A 20577-nucleotide genomic window follows, 5' to 3' on the forward strand; every position below is an offset into this window, starting at 1 on the left:
GCTATTAACTGCACACCCTTCCTCACGACTGAAAGTGCTTTACAACCCGAAGGCCTTCTTCACACACGCGGCATGGCTGCATCAGGGTTTCCCCCATTGTGCAATATTCCCCACTGCTGCCTCCCGTAGGAGTCTGGACCGTGTCTCAGTTCCAGTGTGGCTGATCATCCTCTCAGACCAGCTAGGGATCGTCGCCTTGGTGAGCCGTTACCCCACCAACTAGCTAATCCCACCTGGGCACATCCTAGCGCGCGAGGTCCGAAGATCCCCCGCTTTGCTCCCCTCTACCTAAAGAAAGGAGATTATGCGGTATTAGCCATCGTTTCCAATGGTTATCCCCCACACTAGGGCAGTTTCCCAGGCATTACTCACCCGTCCGCCGCTCGCCGCCCAACAAATCACCCGAAGGGTCAATGTTGTCGCTGCCGCTCGACTTGCATGTGTTAGGCCTGCCGCCAGCGTTCAATCTGAGCCATGATCAAACTCTTCAATTAAAGTTTTGTTAGTTCTAAGAACCGGCTCAATGAATACTGTTAATTCATTACCGAAGTAATGAATGAATTGACTGTGCTGATACCGAAGTATCAATTGGTCACTCAGTTTCATTGATATAATCTTTTTTGACTATTCATTTCACGAGTGCCCACACAGATTGCATGGTCAAATTGTTAAAGAACAATGTTAATCACGACCGCTCTGAATCAGTGCTTTGTCGTGACAACGGAGACGCATTATAGAGAGTTCGATCGTGTTGGCAAGCGCGATTTTAAAAAAAACCACACACAAGCGACTAACCGTACAAACTTTAGCCAAAAGAGGGAAAGCAGGCCACTTTAAGCACAGAAAAACAACTGACGAGAAGCTTGTTCGTCGTCAGGCAACATGTTCATTCACTCTGGCAGGCTTTTTTCGGGTGCGTTCTCTTGGGTGGGTAACAGGAATTGCAGCTAATAAAGTCTTGGTGTAATCCGCCTGAGGAGATTCATAGATCTCTTTTACCCCGCCAAGCTCAACAATTTTTCCTCGATACATCACTGCAACGCGGTCAGAGATGTTCTTGACCACTGACAAATCATGGGAGATGAAAATCATGGCTAAATCCATCTCTTGTTGTAGCTGGAGCAGCAAATTCAGGATCTGTGCCTGTACCGATACATCCAAGGCAGACACAGACTCATCGCAGATTAATAATTTGGGTTTCAATGCAATCGCACGTGCGATACCAATACGCTGGCGCTGGCCTCCGGAAAACTCATGCGGATAACGCAGAACTGCACTTTCAGGTAATTCAACTTTTACCAGTAGCTCTTTTACCCATTCCTTACGTTGTTTTGGTGTGCCGATGTTATGAATGATAAAGGGCTCTTCCAAAATCATACCAACAGTATGACGCTGGTTAAGTGACTCCATAGGATCTTGAAAGACGATTTGCATGTCTTTGCGAAGTGGGCGCGTCTTTTTAACCGAATATGCCGTGATATCCAGCCCCTCAAAGTAGATCTTGCCTTCTGTCGGCTCATACAGCTTGAGGATGGTTCGCCCCAATGTGCTTTTCCCACAACCAGACTCACCGACTAAGCCAAGGGTCTCTCCCCTTGAGACAGAAAAAGAGACACCATCAACAGCTTTAACGACATATCCAGATTTAAAGATCCCTTTTCCAGAGACGAAATGTTGCTTGAGTCCTTCAATACGGAGGATTTCATCCATATAAATACCCTTTGCCTACCCCTTGAACTCCGGAAACAGTTCGGGATCGATCGGTTTAATTTCTATCGGCTGCTTCGGCTCGTTATTAAGGCTTGGCATCAGCCCCAGCAGTCGTTCGGTATAGGGGTGCTGAGGGCTGTCAAACAAGTCATAAACGTTGGCTTGTTCGACAATGCGCCCGCCATACATTACCGCCACGTCATCGCAAATTTCAGCAACGACACTCAAGTCGTGCGTAATAAAGATCATGGCCATGTCAGTTTCTTCCTGCAATGCAATCATGAGATCAAGGATCTGGGCTTGTACCGTCACATCAAGAGCCGTCGTCGGCTCATCACAAATAAGAATGTCAGGCCTGCAGGCCAACGCCATGGCTATCATTACCCGCTGCCGCATCCCTCCAGATAAGTTATGCGGGTACTCCTTCAGCCTTTTATCCGGCATCGGAATACGCACCTTATTGAGCATTTCCAGCGAATAAGCCATTCTGTCTTTCTTGCTTAGCTCAGGGCGATGCAACTCAAGCACCTCGTTAAGCTGCTTGCCAACGGAATACACCGGGTTTAACGCTGTCATCGGATCCTGAAAAATAATAGAAATCCGGTTTCCCCGCATGGCATACATTTCGGTTGCCGGCAGCTGCAGTAAATCAGTGCCGCGATATAACACCTGACCACCAGTTACATAACCATAGGGCTTGGGGAGCAACCCCAGAACCGACAATGCGGTAACGCTTTTTCCACAGCCCGACTCGCCGACCAAGCCAAGAGTCTGCCCTTTGAACACATCAAAACTGACTCCGTGCAGGATCTTCGATGTTCCATCATCTGTCATAAATTCTGTTTCAAGCTCCCTGACACTTAAAATGGCATCTAAAGACATACCGCCTCCCCTTTCATCGCTTTTGCTTGGCCTGTTACAGCTTGTAGGTATCGTCAATCACCGTCACGGGCTCGAAGGCGCGACCTTTTTTCATTGCCGCCTTAGTTTCTTTTTTGATGTCCGTATCAATCCAAAAAGTCCCGAGCTCGACCGGATAAAACATGGATTCCGTTTTCTTGGTCATTCCCGGTACAGGATATCGAACCCAGCGCCAGTGCGCTTCTCGGGTATAGGGCACCATATAACCCGGAACAATAATAAAGGCGTCAGTAACCATTTTTTGGATCGTATGAGAGATCTGATACCGCTTACTGACATCAAACTCAGCTTTGAAGGCTTCAATCTGTTCATCAAGTGCCGGTGAGCTGTAATTGGTATGATTGTTTGTTTGGGGCTTCACATTTTTGGAGTGAAGATATTCCCAGTATGCCGGGATCTCCCCTCCTGCCATATTCAAGAAGGCAAGATCGTGTTTCTTTTCCAGAATATATTTAAACGCTGCGGAGCCGTCGACCAGGTTCAGGGTCAGTTCCAGGCCCGCCTGCTTCGCTTGCTCTTTTAGATAGGCAATACGCGGCGACCAGACAGGGTAGCCATAGGTCACCGCAAAACTCAGCCGCAGCCCCTGACTATTGACGCGAATACCATCGGGGCCAATTGTCTCAAAACCGGCTTTGGCAAAAAGCTCTGCGGCCAGCTGCGGATTAAACGCCGTCGGCTTATTATCCCCGCGATCATATTCGCCATGGCCAAAACCAAGCCCATGGGGCTTGCGAACATAGTCCCCTCGCAGCACATTTTTGATCATCCCGTCAAAGTCAGTCGCATACGTTAGCCCTTTACGGACTTCAATGTTATCCAGCAAGGGCTTTGCCGTATTTATCCATATACCACCAGCCCCTTGAGCAACTTGGTTATAGCCCCAGAATTTATGAATATACCCTTTCTTATATGGCTGACTGCCTGATTTATCATGCCAAAGATGCGGCAGTACCAGACCAAAAGTATCCAGATCACCTTTTTCGAAATGCTTGCGGGCGATGTCATTATCCCGGATCACGCGAAGCCGGATCTTATCGACATTGTACCGGTTCTGATAATAGCGGTTGCCGTACCCCCACCAATCCTTGCCGACATGCCTGAAGGTCACGCTTTTTCCCTTTTTGACGCTGTCGAGATAATACGCCCCCGTTGTCGGCTCGCTCCTGAAGTTATACTTGCGAACAAAATTATCGTCGATGCCATCCTTGTTTTTATCGTTGTCAGGCTTAAAGAAATGCACGGGGCGTGGCTGGAGGCCATTGCTGGGTAAGTTAATCATGACCATCTGCTCATCATTACTCTTGGCCGTCATGGCAATGATGGCGATAGTATGATCATCATATTTAATGACGGTATCGATGGTGTTGGTAAAGAAGTCGTTGTACCAGGGGTCAATGATGTCTTTCGAGCGATAGTATTTCAGCATAAACAAATAGTCATCGGCAGTAACAGACTCACCATCAGACCACTTTGCCGCGGGGTTGAGCTTGAAATAGACCGTTTTGTAATCGCTGCCGAATGCCCATGACTCAGCGAGTTGGGGGATCCACTTTCCGGTGTTAGGGTGTCTGGCCGCCAGCTTGGGCATGCCGTCCATAAAATAATGTCTCAACCCTGAATTGGCATCCGGGCCGACACTGCGTAAAGTTTGCGGAAAGCTCGCCATAAACGTTCGGAACGTACCGCCTCGTTTCGCCTGCTCCGAGGCAAACAGCGGCTCGTTCATATTTGATATCCACACCAACCCTTCGGGTAACTCGCTGGCATTAACGCCATCAGCCGTGTTCGTTGCATTCGCTACACAGCTCAACCCCATGAGAACTGACAATAAGGAAAGCTTTATACTCTTATCCATTTTCACATCCTGAGTTAGCGGTCATTAAATATAACGAGTGAACTTCTTGGGATCGAAGGCCGCGCGTATCGCCTCCCCGATGAAAGTCACCATGATCAATACCAGCACAATTGCCGTCACCACCGAGGTAACAATCCAGGGCGAATCCAGGTTTGATTTGCCCTGCTGAAGCAATTCACCCCAACTCGGCGTGGGCGGCATAAGCCCTAGCCCCAAATAATCCAGTGCCGTTAACGCCGTGATATTGGCAGCAATCGTAAACGGGGCCAGCGTCACTATCATCACCATGGTATTAGGAAGAATATGATGAAAGATGATCCGGGCCGTTGAGGCCCCCAGCGCTTTGGCCGCCAGGACATACTCGCGCGCCGATTCCTTGTAGGTCATCGTTCTCATGTACCAGGTCATGCCCATCCAGCCGAACAACACATTGATGGCAACAAACAAGGTAAAGGTGGGCTGTGTGATCGACACTAGAATCATGATGACGTACAGGAACGGTACCATTGACCACACTTCAATCAGACGCTGGACAAACAAATCAAATTTACCGCCCCAGAACCCCATGGCGCAGCCCACCGCCGTTCCGATGGCATAGGAAATGGTCATCGTCAAAAGCGCAAACCCCATCGCGGTTCTGAAGCCATAAACCAGACGCGCAAGAATATCGCGGCCTATCACATCAGTGCCGAGAAAGTGCCTGTTTTCAAAACTCGGTGCTGTCGGTGGATAATCGCCGCTGAAATCCTGCTCGTAGGGGTTCCATGGCACAATCGGCATGAGGACAAAGTTATCGCTACCCTGGGCTGAAAATGCCAGGCTCATCGCCTGATAATCCGGCTCATTGCTAAAACCGAGGCCATAGTCCGTCCCCGACTTCACCGCACTAAACACCGGAAAGGTAAATTCACCGTTATACCTGACAACCAATGCCTTGCTGTTGATAAGCAATTCGGCAAACAGGGACATCACCAGCAACAGCGACAGCACGACAAAAGACCAGTACCCGCGCTTTATGGCTTTGAAACGCCTTATTTTCTTGAGGGTCAGGGGGTTCAATCTCATTGGTCACGCTCCAAACCGCACTCGCGGATCAGCCAGCGCGACACAGATATCCGACAGGATATTGCCAACCATCAGCATCGCTGCATTAATCGCGACAATCCCCATCACAACAGGGTAATCACGCTGCATGATCGATTCATAACCAAGCAGACCGATCCCGTCGATATTGAAGATCACCTCGATCAAAAACGATCCTGTCATAAAGAAAAGCAACGAGTTGCCAAAGTGGCTGGCGATCGGAATAAGGCTGTTACGAAGCGCATGGCGACGTACCGCCGTCCGGAAAGGCAGCCCCTTGGCGATGGCCGTACGGATATAGTCTGACGACAGGTTCTCCATCAGGTTGTTTTTCATCGTCATTGTCAGGGTGGCGAAGTCACCGATTAAGTAGCAAATCAGCGGCAGGATGGCATGCCAGAGAAGATCAGAGGCCTTTTCCGCAAACGTCTCGTAGTCCTCGAAATCATCGCCCACAAAGCCGCCCATCGGAAACCATTCCAGGTGATAACTGAAAAGGGTAATAAGCAGGACACCAACCACATAGCCCGGTAAGGCATAGCCAATAAAAATTAAAATAGAAGAGCCGGAATCAAAGGCCGAACCATGCTTCACCGCTTTGTAGTAACCCAGCGGGATGGAAATAAAATAGCTGATAAAAAACGTCATCCCGCCATAAAAGAGCGAGACAGGCAGTCTTTCGGCAATCATCTCGGTGACCGGCTCGTAATACCGGGTTGATTCGCCAAGATCCAATTGCACCAGCTTGCTGAGCCAATCCCAGTAGGCCTGATGAACCGGTTTATCCAAACCGTAAAAGGCATTCAGCTGGGCCAGTTGATCGTCCGACAACGCTGAGCTTCCACCCGCCGTGGTCATCGCCGAAGCGCCGTCGCCCTGAAATTGCATATTGGCCAGCATTCGCTCGACCGGCCCGCCCGGCACCAGACGGGTAATGGCAAAAATGAGGACGGTTATGCCAAGAAACGTCGGTATTACCAAGGCCATACGATGCAAGAAATACGACAGCATGTATCGACTAACTCCTTGTCTGACTGCGTGCGAGTAATGCTCCCTAATATTTAAAAGATAGCAGCAAGGAGAGATTTCAGCTTTTCAATCAACACAATGAGAGTAGACAGGCGGTCACCGGCAACATAAACGAGGCCATATTGCAGGCATTAAAAAAGGCCGCGACTGCGACCTTCCATTTAGGGAGACTATCAAAAGTTCGGCATTACCGAGCAGCCAGCCACGCCGGGACATCGGCCACACTGTCCAGTACCACGCTGGCCAGCGCTTCACCTTCTTCGGTCACAGGCTTACCGGAGCGAACCAGTATCTTGGTTCCCACCTCGGCAGCACCCGCGGCTTTCATGTCATCGGCTTTATCGCCAATCATGACCGAATTTGCCATATCGATTTTCAAGAAATCACGGGCAGAGATAAACATACCAGGTTTTGGCTTGCGACATTCACAGTCTTGCAGGTAATCACCCTTACCTTCTGTCGGGTGATGAGGGCAGTAATAGATACCGTCAAACTCCACACCGTTATCGACGAAGTTCCAGTCCATCCATTCGGTCAGAGTCAGGAATTCATCTTCGGTGTACATACCACGGGCAATACCGGCCTGGTTGGTCACCAGCACAAGCAGATATCCCATGTCTTTGAATTTCTTACATGCTTCGAATACACCTTCAACGTATTCAAAATCATCAACGGTATGAACATAACCATGATCGACATTAATCACGCCGTCACGATCGATAAAAACTGCTGGTTTGGCCAAAAGTCAGCCCTCTGTCTATATATATTAAGGCAAATTATCGCATGGCTACGGCTGGGATTCATCTGTTTATCTTATAGCCACAAAGCCATTTGGACGTCTAGACGTAAAAATATCTATTGACTTAGCCGTCTAGACACCCTAGCATCAACAACAGATGCGATTGATAAACACTTTTCGCACAAAACAATGACAAAGTAAATACAACAAATAGCATTACGATATACCAGTGTTTACAAGCTTTTAGCCTTGTAAAAATTGCCAAGGCAGCAGGTATTCGGTTTAGGAAGTTCGATGATAGAAATAAACAGAGTAAATAAAGTGTTCTATCAGGGGGAGAAGGAAATCAACGCGCTGCGTGATATCAATCTTACCATTGAGCAAGGCACCATCTTCGGCGTTATAGGGTCTTCCGGTGCAGGAAAAAGTACCCTGATCCGCTGTGTCAATCTGCTGGAAAAGCCAACTAACGGCCATGTTATCGTTGACGGTATCGATCTCACTCAGCTTTCCAATCAGGAACTGACACTGGCCCGCCGAAAAATCGGGATGATCTTCCAGCATTTCAACCTGCTTTCTTCCCGTACCGTTTTTGACAATATTGCTCTGCCGCTGGAACTTGCCGGTAGCACAAAAGCCGAGATCAAAGCCAAGGTCAACGAACTGCTGAAACTGGTTGGACTGGCGGATAAAAGCGAGTCTTACCCGTCAAACTTAAGTGGCGGCCAGAAACAGCGAGTGGCCATTGCCCGGGCACTGGCGTCCGACCCCAAGGTTCTGCTCTGCGATGAAGCAACCAGCGCCCTGGATCCGGCGACCACTCAATCTATTCTTGAACTGCTAAAAGAAATCAATCGCAAGCTTAATCTCACTATCTTGCTGATCACCCACGAAATGGACGTGGTTAAAAGCATCTGTGCCGAAGTGGCGATTATTGGTGACGGCGAGCTGGTTGAAAAAGGCCCGGTCGGCGAAATATTTGCCCATCCCAAAACAGAACTGGCGCGCAACTTCATCCGCTCGACACTGGATTTATCGATCCCCGAAGACTACAAGTCACGCCTGGTCGATACACGCATCGAAAACAGCTACCCGTTAGTACGCCTTGAGTTCACCGGCGCATCGGTTGACGCCCCGCTGATCAGCCAGGTTGCCCGTGAGTTCAATATTGATATCAGCATTCTAAGCTCAGATATGGACTATGCCGGCGGCGTGAAATTCGGCCTGATGCTGGCCGAGCTATTTGGAACAAAGCAGGCCGCAGAACAAGCCATTGCTTTCCTTCGTGATCACAAAGTTAATGTAGAGGTATTGGGATATGTTGCTTGAGTCTATTGCTAACTGGTGGCAAGCCAACGAACGCCTGACCTACCTGCTGATTGATGCTCTGGGCGAAACACTGGTAATGGTTTTTGCTTCCGGTCTGATTGGCTTTGTGATCGGCATTCCTGCCGGTGTTGCCCTCCATCTGACCAAAGATGGCGGCTTGCTGGAGAACAAGGCGCTGAACAAGCTCCTGGGAACAATCACCAATATTGGCCGCTCAATCCCGTTTATCATTCTGCTGGTTGCCATTATCCCGTTTACCCGTTTTGTCGTCGGCAGCTCTATCGGCACTGCAGCAGCTATTGTCCCGCTGACAGTTGGCGCAATACCTTTTATTGCCCGCTTGGTCGAAGGCGCACTGCTGGAAGTACCGACAGGGTTGGTTGAAGCTGCTCAGGCAATGGGCGCGACGCCACGCCAAATCATCAACAAAGTCCTGCTGCCGGAGGCGCTGCCGGGCATCATCAATGCCGTTACCATTACCCTGGTTACGCTAGTCAGCTACTCGGCAATGGCCGGTACCGTCGGCGGCGGTGGTCTGGGCGATGTCGGTATCCGTTACGGCTACCAGCGCTTCGATGGCACCGTCATGATGATCACCGTAGTGATGCTGGTGATCCTGGTACAAATCATTCAGTCGGCTGGCGACCATTTGGTCAAGCGCGTCGACCACCGCTAAACAGAAAAAAACATTAACTAATAATTACCATCTAGTATTACGGAAAACCCCCGCTTTAAGGAGAAGTTACATGGCGTTTAATCTTAAGAATCTTTTTGCCGTCGCTGGCCTGGCATCAGCACTTGTACTAACCGGTTGTGGAGAGAAAGAAACCGCAGTCGATAACAGCAAGATTAAAATTGGGGTTATGGCAGGTGCAGAAGCACAGGTAGCGGAAGTGGCGGCCAAAGAAGCCAAGGACAAATATGGCCTGGATGTCGAGCTAATCACGTTTACAGACTACATCTCACCGAATGCGGCACTGGAAGACGGCTCTATCGACATCAACGCCTTCCAGCACAAACCATACCTAGATCAGCAAGTCACCGATCAGGGATATAAGTTTGCCATTGCAGGCAACACCTTTGTTTACCCGATTGCCGCCTACTCAAGCAAAATCAAATCGATTGACGAGCTAAAAGACGGCGATCAGATTGCCGTACCAAACGATCCAACCAACCTTGGTCGTTCGCTGCTGCTGCTTGAGCAACAAGGCCTGCTGAAACTGAAAGAAGGTGCCGGCCTGACAGCAACGGTACTGGATATCATTGAAAGCCAGAAAAACCTGAAAATTGTCGAGCTGGAAGCCGCGCAGCTGCCTCGCTCTCTTGACGATGTCGCACTGGCAATCATTAACACGACTTATGCCAGCAGCATCAACCTGACTCCAGAGCGCGACGGTGTATTTGTTGAAGACAAAGAATCACCATACGTTAACCTGATTGTTGCCCGCGAAGATAATGTCAGTGCCGAGAACGTACAGACATTCGTCAAAGCCTATCAGTCAGAGGCGGTATATACCGCAGCACAAGAAATCTTCCAGGGTGGTGTAGTGAAAGGCTGGTAAGCCCTTTTCCAAAACTCCTGGAAATATAAAAGAGGCTTCCCAATTAGGGAAGCCTCTTTGCTTTATGTCGACTATGAATATGCGCCCCAATCGAGGCATTAATTTTCCCCGTCGGCACTAATTTTTCTTCACTTTTCCCTGCACGGCCTTAAACCTTGGGTTGGACTTGCAGATCACATACACACGCCCCCGGCGCTTTACAATCTGGCAGTCACGATGACGGGCCTTTGCACTTTTCAGCGAGCTTAATACTTTCATTGTACTTTCCTTCCTACTTTTCCTTCTTCGCACCAAACTTCCCGAATCGGCGGCTATAGTTAGCCATTCGCCCTTCGGTGCTGATCACACGCTGCTTGCCGGTGTAAAACGGATGGGACTCTGAAGAGACGTCCAGAGTGTAATAAGGATATTCCTGGCCATCTTCCCAGGTAATTGTCTTATCCGTTTTTAGCGTTGACCCCACCAGGAAGTACTTATCAACACTCGTATCATGAAATACAACGGTTCGATACTCGGGGTGGATACCTGGTTTCATTTTGCAATCCTCATCTGGCGGTTACTGTATTAATCATAGCTTATGATATGTTATAACATATCATTTGATAATAATTCTCATATCCAGGTCAAGTACTTTTTTATGGTATGTTCTGCGCTATCAGAGAAAAGGCGTTATTCAGATGTCATATCAAATTGAGCCAATCGGTATTATTCGCTCTCCTTACAAAGAAAAGTTTGCCGTTCCGCGCCAGCCCGGCTTGGTACCGAGCGCACGCTCGGAAATCGTCCTACAGGGGGAGGCCAATGCACTCGAAGCGGTACGCGGCCTTGAACAATTCAGCCATCTCTGGCTGTTATTCTTGTTTGATCAGAATCTGGAAGCTGGCTGGCGACCGACGGTCCGCCCTCCCCGCCTTGGCGGTAATGAACGTATCGGCGTCTTTGCCAGCCGGGCAACCTTCCGGCCTAACGGAATTGGCATGTCAGCCGTTGAATTCAAGGGCATTCGCCAAGATGGCAAAGATATCGTGATTGAGCTCGGTGGGGTCGATCTGGTCGATGGCACCCCAATTATCGATATCAAACCCTATATCCCCTACTCAGACAGCTTGCCTCTGGCTACCGGCGGGTTTGCCGACGAAGAGCCTGACACACTCTCTGTGACTTTCACCGCCCGGGCCGAATCGCAGCTGACAGGAAAACAGCTGGCAAGGCAACGGGCCGTGATTGAAGAAGTGCTGGCGCAGGATCCACGCCCGGCCTACAAAAAGGGCAAACCGGACAGCAAAGAGTATGGTGTCCACTTATTCAACTACAATGTTAAGTTCACCGTTGACGACGAGAAAGTCACCGTCACCGCGCTGGACAAGCCTGTGACAAATAGAAAAGATTAAGCGCACGGCAGCCTGTTCCTTTTGGCGAACAGCCAAATGGCTGGTAGTATATACGGTTACCGCCACTGTAGGCGGCCGGGGATGTCCCCATTACTTATCAAATTCATATCAACCAACGGATACCATCAATGCGTACCAGTAAATATCTTCTTTCAACGCTGAAGGAGACTCCAAACGACGCAGAAGTTATCAGCCACCAGCTGATGCTACGTGCAGGTATGATCCGTAAGCTGGCTTCAGGTCTTTATACCTGGCTACCTACAGGTCTGCGTGTTCTGCGTAAGGTCGAAAATATTGTTCGTGAAGAAATGAACAATGCCGGTGCAGTCGAAACGTTAATGCCCGTGGTTCAGCCCTCTGAACTATGGGAAGAAACAGGTCGCTGGGACAAATTCGGTCCCGAGCTGCTACGTATCGCTGACCGTCACGACCGACCGTTTGTACTAGGTCCGACTCACGAGGAAGTGATCACGGACATGGTTCGCAACGAAGTAAAATCTTACAAGCAGCTTCCGCTGAACCTGTACCAGATCCAGACTAAATTCCGTGACGAAGTTCGCCCGCGTTTTGGTGTAATGCGCTCACGTGAGTTCATCATGAAAGATGCCTACTCTTTCCACCTGGACAAAGAAAGCCTGGTAGAAACATACGAGACAATGCACCAGGCGTATTGCAACGTATTCAGCCGTATGGGACTGGATTTCCGTCCGGTATTGGCCGATACAGGTTCAATCGGTGGTTCTGGCTCTCACGAGTTCCACGTACTGGCTGAAAGCGGTGAAGACTTGATTGCCTTCTCTACCGAGTCTGACTACGCGGCTAACATCGAAAAAGCGGAAGCGCTGGCGCCGACAACAGAACGTGCAGCACCAACAGCTGAGATGACGTTGGTTGATACACCAGATGCGAAAACAATCGCCGAGCTTGTCGAGCAACACGGCATCGCTATCGAAAAAACAGTGAAAACGCTGTTTGTTAAAGCATCTGACGATGTTGAAGCTGATTTGATTGCACTGATCATCCGTGGCGATCATGAGCTGAACGAAATCAAGGCCGAGAACCTGTCTTGCGTAGCTGCTCCGCTTGAGTTTGCCACTGAAGAAGAGATTCGCGGCCTGGTGAATGCCGGTCCTGGCTCTCTGGGTCCTGTCAACCTGCCTGTACCATTCATCGTAGACCGCAGCGTGGCGGTAATGAGTGACTTTGGTGCCGGTGCCAACATCGACGACAAGCACTACTTTGGTATCAACTGGGGTCGTGACGTTGAGCTGGGTCAGGTTGAAGATCTGCGTAACGTGGTTGAGGGCGATCCAAGCCCATGCGGCCAGGGTACCCTGCTGCTAAAACGCGGTATCGAAGTGGGTCACATCTTCCAGTTGGGTAACAACTACTCCAAGTCGATGAACGCGGCGGTTCTTGGTCCTGATGGCAAAAACACCATCATGGAAATGGGCTGTTACGGTATCGGCTGTACCCGTGTAGTTGCTGCTGCCATCGAGCAGAACAACGACGAAAACGGTATTATCTGGCCGAGTGCAATTGCACCGTTCCAGGTGTCTATCGTACCGATGAACATGGCTAAATCTGCTGAAGTAAAAGAAGCGGCTGAAAAGTTATATGCTGAACTGACTACAGCAGGTATCGAAGTACTGTTCGATGACCGTAAAGAGCGTCCGGGTGTGATGTTTGCCGATCATGAACTGATTGGTATCCCACATACTATCGTTATCGGCAACCGCAGCTTGGAAAACGGCGAGATGGAATACAAAGACCGTCGTGCCGGCACCAAAGAAGGTGTTGCTGTTACTGACGTTGTTGAGTTCATTAAGCAAAAACTTGCTTAAGCCAGTACTCTGAATAGCCCTAAAGCCTCCCTCTCGGAGGCTTTTTTATTTCCGGGAAAGCGCCCTGTATCGCGCCTTTTCAACAGCTTTGGGTATATAGTTTGAATATAAGATAAAAAGAAACCGAGAAGCATTTGAATGGCAAAGGATAAGCCAAAAATCAGTTTGCTATTATCCGGCGGTGGCGCGCGTGCTGCCTACCAGGTCGGCGTACTCAAGGCCATTTCCGAGTGGTACCCACGAGTACATCACAGCCCGTTCACGATATACTCCGGTACCTCTGCGGGGGCCATCAATGTCACCTCGATCGCCAGCTACGCCTCTTGTTTTCGCCTTGGAGTCAAGAAGCTGGAATGGATCTGGTCTCGTCTTCATAGCCGCCGGATATTCAAAGCCAGCCCGTACGGGATGACCAGCTACCTTGCCGGTCAGTGGTTTGCCCGTCTGCAGGCCGACCATCATGAGCGCCCGCCCTTTGGCCTGCTCAATAATCGGCCTCTTCGTCAGCTGCTCAACCAGGTCAACAACTACGGACGATTGGAAAAACAAATTCTTGCCGGAAATCTAGACGGCATATCTATCACTGTATCCAGTTACAAGAGCGGCCAATCCGTCAGTTTTTTTCAGGGACAAAAAGAACTTGATGAATGGGACCGGGCGAAATCCAAAGGACGACGGGCCCTAATTAACACCGAGCACTTGCTGGCTTCTTCGGCGATACCGCTTGTTTTTCCTGCTACCCGTCTCGGACAGACATACTATGGTGACGGCTCCATCCACCAACTTGCGCCGCTGCGCCCCTCCCTCAAAATGGGGGCTGACAAAATTCTTATCATCGATTTGATCAACCAGAAACTTGATGAAAGAGACCACACCAAAGCTCCCGGCTTGGCGGCGCTGGGCGGCCACCTGATGGATACGATTTTCAGCGATACCCTCACCGCCGATCTTGAGCACCTGTCTCGTACCAATGCGCTGCTAAACGCCTTGCCAACGTCTGAACAACAGAAGATAAACATGAAAATCGTCGATCACGTCCACCTTTTCCCAAGCAAGTCCTTCGAGCCTCTGGCGCAGAAATACTACTGCCATATGCCACCAATGACCCGGGCATTAATGCGCCTTACCGGCCTAAGTCCGAGAGATGATGCTGCGATTACCAGCTATATTTTGTTCGAGCCCGCATATATTAATGCATTAATAGAGCTGGGCTACCATGATGCCCTCGAACAGGAAACGATCCTTCGCAACTTTTTAAAATAAAATCAGTATTTTATTTATAAAAAAGTGCTCCAGGTGTTGAAATGGCGTAATAATTGCCTATAGTTAACCCCTTACCTTTTTTTTGACGCTTATATGGATCCGAATCTCTGGAACAATATTTTTGCGGAAAATAGCAAACCAAGGGCTAAACCCCTTGGCGCTGACCAGCGCCTGCTGATCCTGCAAAAGCTCCAGGGAAAACTCGACCTCGGCTTATTATTCGAAATATTTGCCAGGGAGATCGAGAAACAAATCGATATCAGCCGTCTGGTCTGGGATCTGGAAGAAACCTCCACCCTGATCCGCCGTGGTGAAGCCACCCAGTATCGGCAAGCCTTTATCCTGCGATTCGGTGACAACGAACTTGGCAAGCTGCAATATTCGACCCCCTACCCACTTGATAAAGACGAAATTAACCTGCTTCATACCTATCACCGCCTTTTTGCCGGGCCATTAATGAATGCGATTGAATATCGTCGAGTCAAGAATATGGCGCTGCGTGATTACCTATCCGGCCTGGGCAACCGAAGCTGCTTCGAGCAGGATATCCAACATGCGCTAGCCATGAGCGAGAGAAGAAATGTCGGCCTGGTGCTGGTAATGTTCGATCTGGATAACTTCAAACAGGTCAACGACCGCTTTGGCCACCTTGATGGCGATAAGGTCATTCGACGTTTCGCGACCCTCCTCAAGCAAGCGGTGAGAGCATCCGATCGCTGCTACCGTATTGGTGGCGATGAGTTTGCCGCGCTACTCCAGCCTGCCACCGATAAATCGGCCTTGCATGTTGCCAAGCGAGTCCAGCAACTGATGAGTGATGATCATACCCTGCGAACGTTGAAAATTGGCTCCTCATGCGGATTTTCCGAATATCAGAAAGGGGATACGACCACCTCTCTTGTCGATCGTGCCGACCGTCAGCTATACCGTCACAAGCGCAACAAATAACCACTCTCCACGATGCCTGGCCATTTTTATCATCACCTGATACAACACTCTGATATAGTAATGCTGTAAGGCGTTCACTCCCTATAGGCGCTCACCCAGTGCCTATAGGGAGTTAACGAATTAAAGGAAAAAGCATGAAAGTTTATGAATGCTGCGAGCTAATCCGAATGACCTATGCCCAGATAGGCGGCGGTGAACTGGGTTATATCCCCAACGCTATCCACTGCGCAATCAAAGCACTGGACTATGTTGCCGCCAACGAAGAAGTGCCGCAAGAAGTCAGAGAGCGTGCTGCCTTTGCCGCAGCCAATTTACTGATGAGTGATCATGAGGATAAATAATGGACGTCAAAAACTTTGATACGATGGATCCGATCATGCTGATGAGCATTGTCAATATGAAGATCCGCGACGAATTCGGCGACCTGGACAACCTGGCGAAATACTACGGTATCGATAAAGACAAACTGGTTGCCCGACTGGCCACTGCCGGTTTTGACTACCTGCCAGATGCCAAGCAATTCCGCTAACGATTCGCCGGCAAGGTCCCCAAACAAAAACGGAAGCCAGAGGGCTTCCGTTTTTTATTTACTAGCCTTTAAAGACTGGCAATAGATTCGCCATCGCCAATAAATGGAAGGCGGCTGTCAGTACCCCGAATGCGATCACCGCATAAATCGTCACATTTCCCCCTGGTACCACAAAGCCTTCTTGTACAGGCACTTTTTGACGTAATGTTTTTGCCAACGTCGCCGGGATAATACAGGTCCAAATCGTGGCAGCAGCACCGGCTAAACCAATCGCGGTGACAAAACCAAACGGTGCCACTAAGGAGAGCACCAATGGCGGAATAAACGTCATCCCCCAGGTTTTTACTCGTCCTTGCTTGGTATCGGCAAAGCCAAATAAGTCAGCCAAGTAATCGAACACACCCAACCCAACACCAATGAAAGATGAGACAATCGCGGCAATGGAAAAGATATGCAGGGCTTGTTTAATGCTATTTGAATCGATGGCTGCTGTCAGTGCAGACAACAAGACATCCACGCCGCCACCAGCTGTCACAACAGGGCCAAACGCCTCACGCGGTAAATTGCCAAAAATACAGATCACCCACCCCAGATAAAACATAAGGGCAATTAGCGTTCCGCCAAGAATCGCTTTTTTGGCACGGCGCTCATCTTGGTAGTAATCACGCATCGTGCTCACCGAATGATGGTAACCAAATGACGTTAACGCGACCGGCAATAGGGCTAACGCATAGGCCGAGTATGGGGTTTCACCTTGTCCTTGTGCAAACAAAACCGGCACACTGATATGCGATGCCAGCCCTGAAACACCCAGCACAAAACTGATGATCATAAAGAGGATCAACACAATGGAAATACGATCCACTGCACGGGTAGAGTGCAAGACAAAGGCCGAGCAAAATGCAACAAACAGAACAGAAGCCAATTCACGCGTGACACCTAGCATTTCACTGAAAATCATGCCGGATGTTGAGATATACGCATAAAGTAGAATTCCGCCCACAAAATACAGCGATAAATTATTGATAATATTTACTTTATTACTTAATACATCTTTGGTGACAGTATTGAACGAAGCTTTAAACTCATAATGCTTAAGTGCTTCTAACAATAACCAACCGGAAAGCGTCATCATGATCATAGTGAAAGAAATGGCGATCACACTCCATAACGTCCACGCACCCGCACCTGCACTTGGCAATCCAAGCATGCCTGCCCCAACACAAACACTGGCGATAATACACGCCCCCCCAAGTGTGGATGGTTTACTCATAATGACTCCTAGACAACGTTAATGTATCAGTGTGCTAGTACAATAATGGCAGCCAGCAATTTTATCAACCACAGAGAAACCAACTGGACAAATACTATACAGACAGATGGAAACACTGCTTTACAGGCCACAAGGAGTGAAGTGTTATTCTCGGAACTCATAAAAAAACCGCTCACTGTTTAAACAGCAAGCGGTTTTTAATATCAAACCATTCAGGTGCAACCAGCCCCCATATTACAAAGCCGAGCAGCTTACTTCATTTGCGCAAAATAAGCGGCAACATTGGCAATGTCGGTATCGCTCAGCATCGAAGCCTGTGGCTGCATGACCGCAGCCATTCCACCTGTGCGCTGCTTATTCTTATAAGCCTTAAGGGCGCTAACCAGATACTGCTCGTTCTGGCCTTTCAGGTTCGGGTAACCCGGTATCATTGCGACACCGTTAACACCATGACAAGCAGCACATACGGCGGCCTTTGCTTTACCGGCGGCGGCATCACCAGCAGCCATTGAAGGGGCAGACATCACTGTCGCTAACATTGCAATTGCAAGAACTTTCTTCATTGGGTCCTCTTATAATTCTGTATTATCCAAATACCCGGCCCAGATTAAACTGTCCTAAAAAGCGAAAAGCAGGGTATTAGAGAATTGTGCACTGTTTGGCCTAACATTGCACATCAGATGCATCATTGTGCCACTCTAGGTCACAGTCCTGCCCGCTGAATGCCTCGACGACAAATAATCCGGCAACAGCAGCAAGCTGGTCACCATAATAGATAAGCGGTGTTCGGCGACGGTTCCAGCTCGGGACCCCGTATTCCTGAAATAACTTTTTCAGCTTTCGCTTGCCCACTCTGCCAACCGGCTTAACCTCGATGGCCTCGGGATCAAACCGGATAGACAGCACCTCTCCCTCTTTCGGCAAGCGCAACTGTCCACCGGCAGTTTTGCGTACCGTCAATGAGCCTAAATTCTGCGGTAGCCTGCAGGGCTGATCCAATTGGCATTCTTGTTGCCAATCTTGAATATCCGGCCATTGCTCGACCAGATATAATCGCTGCCGAAAGCGTCTTACCTGCACTTGCTGCCAGCACAGCTGCGGATTAGCATCAGCTTTGGCCTGTACAACCGTCTGCCAGATCTGATCGAGCTGAGCCTTGGAGGGCATCAGGACATTAAACAACCCAAGCCACTGCCGGATCATCTGCTTACCGACACGCTCGGATCCCAGTGCGGCTACCGACAGACTTTGGTCAGTCCCTAGTGCCAGCTGAAGCTTCTCGTGCAGCAGTTCCTGCAACAAGGCATCCTGTTCACCACAAAGCTCCGCACTCCGGGCAACGGCCTTGCGTATCCCCGGCCAGCGACGGATCAGCTGCGGTGTCACCTCGTGTCGAAGAAAGTTACGGTCATAGCGGGTGTCCTGGTTGCTTTCGTCTTCAACCCACTCCAGCTGATGTTGTTGCCCATAGCACTCAATCTCGGCCCGACTAGAGGACAACAACGGGCGCAGGTGCAATCCATCGGCAAACGGCGTGCTGGAAGCCATTGCCGCCAGCCCTGCCGGACCACTGCCGCGCTTGAGTGCCAGCAATACGGTCTCAAGCTGATCATCAGCATGCTGGGCGGTCAACAGGATCCCTCCCGGACGTATATGCTTTCGCAGTGCCTGATAACGCTGCTCTCTGGCTTGTTGCTCGACACTCACCCGGCTGCCTAACGTCAGCTCAACACGCTCAACACGGCACTCGATGCCCTCTTGGGATGCCCACTCCAGACAACGCTGGCTCCACACATCGGCATTCTGGCTGAGGCCATGGTGAACATGCACCGCCAGACACTCATGCTGCGGGTTCAGATGCAGATACTGCCCCATCAGACGAAGCAATACGCGGGAATCCAGCCCGCCACTCAGGGCCAAGACAAAATGTTGAGGGCTATCACAGTAAGCCTGCAGACGATTGGCTAGTCGGGAATACAGCATCTCTGGCAATCTCTTATCGAAGTCGATGAACTGGCCTTAGTATATCAAAGGCCTGCAACGGTTAATTTTCTGATAGGCAATAAAAAAGCGGGCCAACCGACGTTGACCCGCTCTAAAATCATGCCCGGCACGTACTTAGCAGTAACCGTAGCTCATCAGGCGCTGGTAACGACGCTCCAGCAACGCTTCTGTATCCAAGGCTTCCAGATCATTCAGGGTTGCCAAAATCTGTGCTTTCAGCGTGGCCGCCATCTCAGCAACATCACGGTGCGCGCCACCCAATGGCTCTTCGATGATGTTGTCGATCAGCTCTAGCTCTTTCAGACGCTCGGCTGTCATACCCATCGCTTCTGCGGCCTGAGGGGCCTTGTCAGAATCACGCCACAGGATTGAAGCACAACCTTCTGGTGAAATGACCGAGTAAGTTGAGTACTGCAGCATATTAACACAGTCACCAACACCGATAGCCAGTGCGCCGCCTGAACCGCCTTCACCGACAACGTTACAGATAACAGGTACCGTCAGACCGGCCATCTCTTTCAGGTTAGTTGCAATCGCTTCAGACTGGCCTCGCTCTTCCGCGCCAACGCCCGGATAAGCACCTGCAGTGTCGATAAAGGTGATGATAGGCATCTTGAAACGCTCAGCCATCTTCATCAAACGCAGTGCCTTGCGGTAGCCTTCTGGTTTTGGCATACCAAAGTTACGCTTCACCTTTTCTTTGGTTTCGCGACCTTTCTGGTGACCAATGATCATTACCGGACGGCCATCAAGACGGGCAATACCGCCAACCAACGCCTTGTCATCGGCAAAAGCACGGTCACCCGCCAATTCGTCGAACTCTGTAAACATATGTTCAACGTAATCAAAAGTATACGGGCGCTGTGGGTGACGGGCTAACTGAGCAACCTGCCATGCACCAAGATCACCAAAGATTTTCTTGGTCAGCTCTAGGCTTTTCTTTTCCAGCTGTTCAATTTCTTTATCTAGATCAACCGATTCTGACTCATCACGACGCGACACATCACGTAGTGCTTCAATTTTCGCTTCAAGTTCAGCTACTGGCTGTTCAAACTCAAGGAAGTTCAGGCTCATACCACTTCAATCCTTTTGCT

At 49.7% G+C, this 20577-nt stretch carries 21 protein-coding genes and 1 rRNA gene; 9 read left to right on the forward strand and 13 right to left on the reverse strand.

The genetic code is table 11. The features are described from left to right. From L4D19_RS25700 to gmhB, 7 genes are all read right to left on the reverse strand, one after another. A 16S ribosomal RNA gene (locus L4D19_RS25700) occupies window positions 1-494 on the reverse strand; the annotation flags it as partial. Between the two features lie 379 nt (window positions 495-873). Further along, window positions 874-1710 carry an ATP-binding cassette domain-containing protein gene (locus tag L4D19_RS25705; RefSeq protein ID WP_428454794.1) on the reverse strand — a complete coding sequence of 279 codons (837 nt, stop codon included), beginning with the start codon at window positions 1708-1710 and terminating at the stop codon, window positions 874-876. Window positions 1711-1725: 15 nt separating this feature from the next. Beyond that, window positions 1726-2592, reverse strand: a complete 867-nt coding sequence (locus L4D19_RS25710; protein WP_428454795.1) for an ABC transporter ATP-binding protein — start codon at window positions 2590-2592, stop codon at window positions 1726-1728. A 34-nt stretch (window positions 2593-2626) separates the two neighbouring features. After that, on the reverse strand, window positions 2627-4450 hold the full coding sequence (locus L4D19_RS25715) for an extracellular solute-binding protein (protein ID WP_428454845.1): 1824 nt from the start codon (window positions 4448-4450) through the stop codon (window positions 2627-2629). Window positions 4451-4513: 63 nt separating this feature from the next. Continuing rightward, the gene (locus L4D19_RS25720) at window positions 4514-5554 is read right to left on the reverse strand and encodes an ABC transporter permease (protein WP_428454796.1); all 1041 of its coding nucleotides are present in this window, start codon (window positions 5552-5554) and stop codon (window positions 4514-4516) included. A 3-nt stretch (window positions 5555-5557) separates the two neighbouring features. Further along, window positions 5558-6583, reverse strand: a complete 1026-nt coding sequence (locus L4D19_RS25725) for an ABC transporter permease subunit (RefSeq protein WP_075762747.1) — start codon at window positions 6581-6583, stop codon at window positions 5558-5560. Window positions 6584-6788: 205 nt separating this feature from the next. Beyond that, window positions 6789-7343 (reverse strand): D-glycero-beta-D-manno-heptose 1,7-bisphosphate 7-phosphatase, encoded by a 555-nt coding sequence (gmhB, locus tag L4D19_RS25730; protein WP_075762746.1) that lies wholly within the window; start codon window positions 7341-7343, stop codon window positions 6789-6791. Window positions 7344-7634: 291 nt separating this feature from the next. On the opposite strand from gmhB, the gene metN reads away from it, so the two are divergent. The 3 genes from metN to L4D19_RS25745 all read left to right on the forward strand — a co-directional run bounded on the left by metN (window position 7635) and on the right by L4D19_RS25745 (window position 10231). Then, window positions 7635-8669: a methionine ABC transporter ATP-binding protein MetN gene (metN, locus tag L4D19_RS25735; RefSeq protein WP_428454797.1), complete on the forward strand. Its 1035-nt coding sequence runs from the start codon at window positions 7635-7637 to the stop codon at window positions 8667-8669. After that, window positions 8659-9345: a methionine ABC transporter permease gene (locus tag L4D19_RS25740; protein WP_428454798.1), complete on the forward strand. Its 687-nt coding sequence runs from the start codon at window positions 8659-8661 to the stop codon at window positions 9343-9345. The genes metN and L4D19_RS25740 overlap by 11 nt, the downstream gene beginning before the upstream one ends. Window positions 9346-9415: 70 nt before the next feature. Next, window positions 9416-10231 carry a MetQ/NlpA family lipoprotein gene (locus tag L4D19_RS25745; protein WP_428454799.1) on the forward strand — a complete coding sequence of 272 codons (816 nt, stop codon included), beginning with the start codon at window positions 9416-9418 and terminating at the stop codon, window positions 10229-10231. Between the two features lie 117 nt (window positions 10232-10348). On the opposite strand, the gene ykgO is transcribed toward L4D19_RS25745, so the two are convergent. After that, complete coding sequence (gene ykgO / locus L4D19_RS25750) at window positions 10349-10489, reverse strand: type B 50S ribosomal protein L36 (RefSeq protein ID WP_428454800.1); 141 nt, start codon at window positions 10487-10489, stop codon at window positions 10349-10351. Between the two features lie 13 nt (window positions 10490-10502). Beyond that, the gene (locus L4D19_RS25755) at window positions 10503-10766 is read right to left on the reverse strand and encodes a type B 50S ribosomal protein L31 (protein ID WP_428454801.1); all 264 of its coding nucleotides are present in this window, start codon (window positions 10764-10766) and stop codon (window positions 10503-10505) included. 142 nt (window positions 10767-10908) lie between these two features. On the opposite strand from L4D19_RS25755, the gene tsaA reads away from it, so the two are divergent. From tsaA to L4D19_RS25785, 6 genes are all read left to right on the forward strand, one after another. Next, the gene (gene tsaA, locus L4D19_RS25760; RefSeq protein ID WP_428454802.1) at window positions 10909-11622 is read left to right on the forward strand and encodes a tRNA (N6-threonylcarbamoyladenosine(37)-N6)-methyltransferase TrmO; all 714 of its coding nucleotides are present in this window, start codon (window positions 10909-10911) and stop codon (window positions 11620-11622) included. 128 nt (window positions 11623-11750) lie between these two features. After that, a complete protein-coding gene (locus tag L4D19_RS25765; RefSeq protein WP_428454803.1) occupies window positions 11751-13466 on the forward strand; it encodes a proline--tRNA ligase in 1716 nt (571 codons plus the stop codon). Window positions 13467-13604: 138 nt separating this feature from the next. Beyond that, entirely contained in the window at window positions 13605-14729 is a 1125-nt protein-coding gene (locus L4D19_RS25770) for a patatin-like phospholipase family protein (RefSeq protein WP_428454804.1), read from the forward strand. Between the two features lie 93 nt (window positions 14730-14822). Next, the gene (locus tag L4D19_RS25775; RefSeq protein ID WP_160656406.1) at window positions 14823-15677 is read left to right on the forward strand and encodes a GGDEF domain-containing protein; all 855 of its coding nucleotides are present in this window, start codon (window positions 14823-14825) and stop codon (window positions 15675-15677) included. Between the two features lie 134 nt (window positions 15678-15811). Further along, the gene (locus L4D19_RS25780) at window positions 15812-16018 is read left to right on the forward strand and encodes a YaeP family protein (RefSeq protein WP_075762736.1); all 207 of its coding nucleotides are present in this window, start codon (window positions 15812-15814) and stop codon (window positions 16016-16018) included. After that, window positions 16018-16206, forward strand: a complete 189-nt coding sequence (locus L4D19_RS25785) for a DUF4250 domain-containing protein (RefSeq protein WP_428454805.1) — start codon at window positions 16018-16020, stop codon at window positions 16204-16206. The genes L4D19_RS25780 and L4D19_RS25785 overlap by 1 nt, the downstream gene beginning before the upstream one ends. 61 nt (window positions 16207-16267) lie before the next feature. Here the strand turns inward: L4D19_RS25785 and L4D19_RS25790 are convergent, their stop codons facing one another. From L4D19_RS25790 to accA, 4 genes are all read right to left on the reverse strand, one after another. Further along, the gene (locus tag L4D19_RS25790; protein WP_428454806.1) at window positions 16268-17479 is read right to left on the reverse strand and encodes an aromatic amino acid transporter; all 1212 of its coding nucleotides are present in this window, start codon (window positions 17477-17479) and stop codon (window positions 16268-16270) included. Window positions 17480-17730: 251 nt separating this feature from the next. Then, entirely contained in the window at window positions 17731-18042 is a 312-nt protein-coding gene (locus L4D19_RS25795) for a c-type cytochrome (RefSeq protein ID WP_075762730.1), read from the reverse strand. 100 nt (window positions 18043-18142) lie between these two features. Beyond that, window positions 18143-19462, reverse strand: coding sequence for a tRNA lysidine(34) synthetase TilS (gene tilS / locus L4D19_RS25800; RefSeq protein WP_428454807.1), 1320 nt, complete (start codon window positions 19460-19462; stop codon window positions 18143-18145). 135 nt (window positions 19463-19597) lie between these two features. Continuing rightward, window positions 19598-20557 carry an acetyl-CoA carboxylase carboxyl transferase subunit alpha gene (gene accA / locus L4D19_RS25805; protein WP_160656414.1) on the reverse strand — a complete coding sequence of 320 codons (960 nt, stop codon included), beginning with the start codon at window positions 20555-20557 and terminating at the stop codon, window positions 19598-19600. Between the last annotated feature and the right edge of the window lie 20 nt (window positions 20558-20577).

Source organism: Photobacterium kasasachensis (assembly GCF_050336885.1).
Lineage (GTDB): Bacteria > Pseudomonadota > Gammaproteobacteria > Enterobacterales > Vibrionaceae > Photobacterium > Photobacterium kasasachensis.

Bases quoted from the DNA above. Each gene is read 5' to 3' on its own strand.
- tilS (WP_428454807.1), bottom strand. From the start codon at position 19,462: ATGCTGTATTCCCGACTAGCCAATCGTCTGCAGGCTTACTGTGATAGC.
- accA (WP_160656414.1), bottom strand. From the start codon at position 20,557: ATGAGCCTGAACTTCCTTGAGTTTGAACAGCCAGTAGCTGAACTTGAA.
- L4D19_RS25765 (WP_428454803.1), top strand. From the start codon at position 11,751: ATGCGTACCAGTAAATATCTTCTTTCAACGCTGAAGGAGACTCCAAAC.
- L4D19_RS25705 (WP_428454794.1), bottom strand. From the start codon at position 1,710: ATGGATGAAATCCTCCGTATTGAAGGACTCAAGCAACATTTCGTCTCT.
- L4D19_RS25790 (WP_428454806.1), bottom strand. From the start codon at position 17,479: ATGAGTAAACCATCCACACTTGGGGGGGCGTGTATTATCGCCAGTGTT.
- ykgO (WP_428454800.1), bottom strand. From the start codon at position 10,489: ATGAAAGTATTAAGCTCGCTGAAAAGTGCAAAGGCCCGTCATCGTGAC.
- L4D19_RS25715 (WP_428454845.1), bottom strand. From the start codon at position 4,450: ATGGGGTTGAGCTGTGTAGCGAATGCAACGAACACGGCTGATGGCGTT.
- L4D19_RS25745 (WP_428454799.1), top strand. From the start codon at position 9,416: ATGGCGTTTAATCTTAAGAATCTTTTTGCCGTCGCTGGCCTGGCATCA.
- tsaA (WP_428454802.1), top strand. From the start codon at position 10,909: ATGTCATATCAAATTGAGCCAATCGGTATTATTCGCTCTCCTTACAAA.
- L4D19_RS25780 (WP_075762736.1), top strand. From the start codon at position 15,812: ATGAAAGTTTATGAATGCTGCGAGCTAATCCGAATGACCTATGCCCAG.
- L4D19_RS25725 (WP_075762747.1), bottom strand. From the start codon at position 6,583: ATGCTGTCGTATTTCTTGCATCGTATGGCCTTGGTAATACCGACGTTT.
- L4D19_RS25775 (WP_160656406.1), top strand. From the start codon at position 14,823: ATGGATCCGAATCTCTGGAACAATATTTTTGCGGAAAATAGCAAACCA.
- L4D19_RS25770 (WP_428454804.1), top strand. From the start codon at position 13,605: ATGGCAAAGGATAAGCCAAAAATCAGTTTGCTATTATCCGGCGGTGGC.
- L4D19_RS25740 (WP_428454798.1), top strand. From the start codon at position 8,659: ATGTTGCTTGAGTCTATTGCTAACTGGTGGCAAGCCAACGAACGCCTG.
- L4D19_RS25720 (WP_428454796.1), bottom strand. From the start codon at position 5,554: ATGAGATTGAACCCCCTGACCCTCAAGAAAATAAGGCGTTTCAAAGCC.
- L4D19_RS25710 (WP_428454795.1), bottom strand. From the start codon at position 2,592: ATGTCTTTAGATGCCATTTTAAGTGTCAGGGAGCTTGAAACAGAATTT.
- L4D19_RS25785 (WP_428454805.1), top strand. From the start codon at position 16,018: ATGGACGTCAAAAACTTTGATACGATGGATCCGATCATGCTGATGAGC.
- L4D19_RS25795 (WP_075762730.1), bottom strand. From the start codon at position 18,042: ATGAAGAAAGTTCTTGCAATTGCAATGTTAGCGACAGTGATGTCTGCC.
- metN (WP_428454797.1), top strand. From the start codon at position 7,635: ATGATAGAAATAAACAGAGTAAATAAAGTGTTCTATCAGGGGGAGAAG.
- L4D19_RS25755 (WP_428454801.1), bottom strand. From the start codon at position 10,766: ATGAAACCAGGTATCCACCCCGAGTATCGAACCGTTGTATTTCATGAT.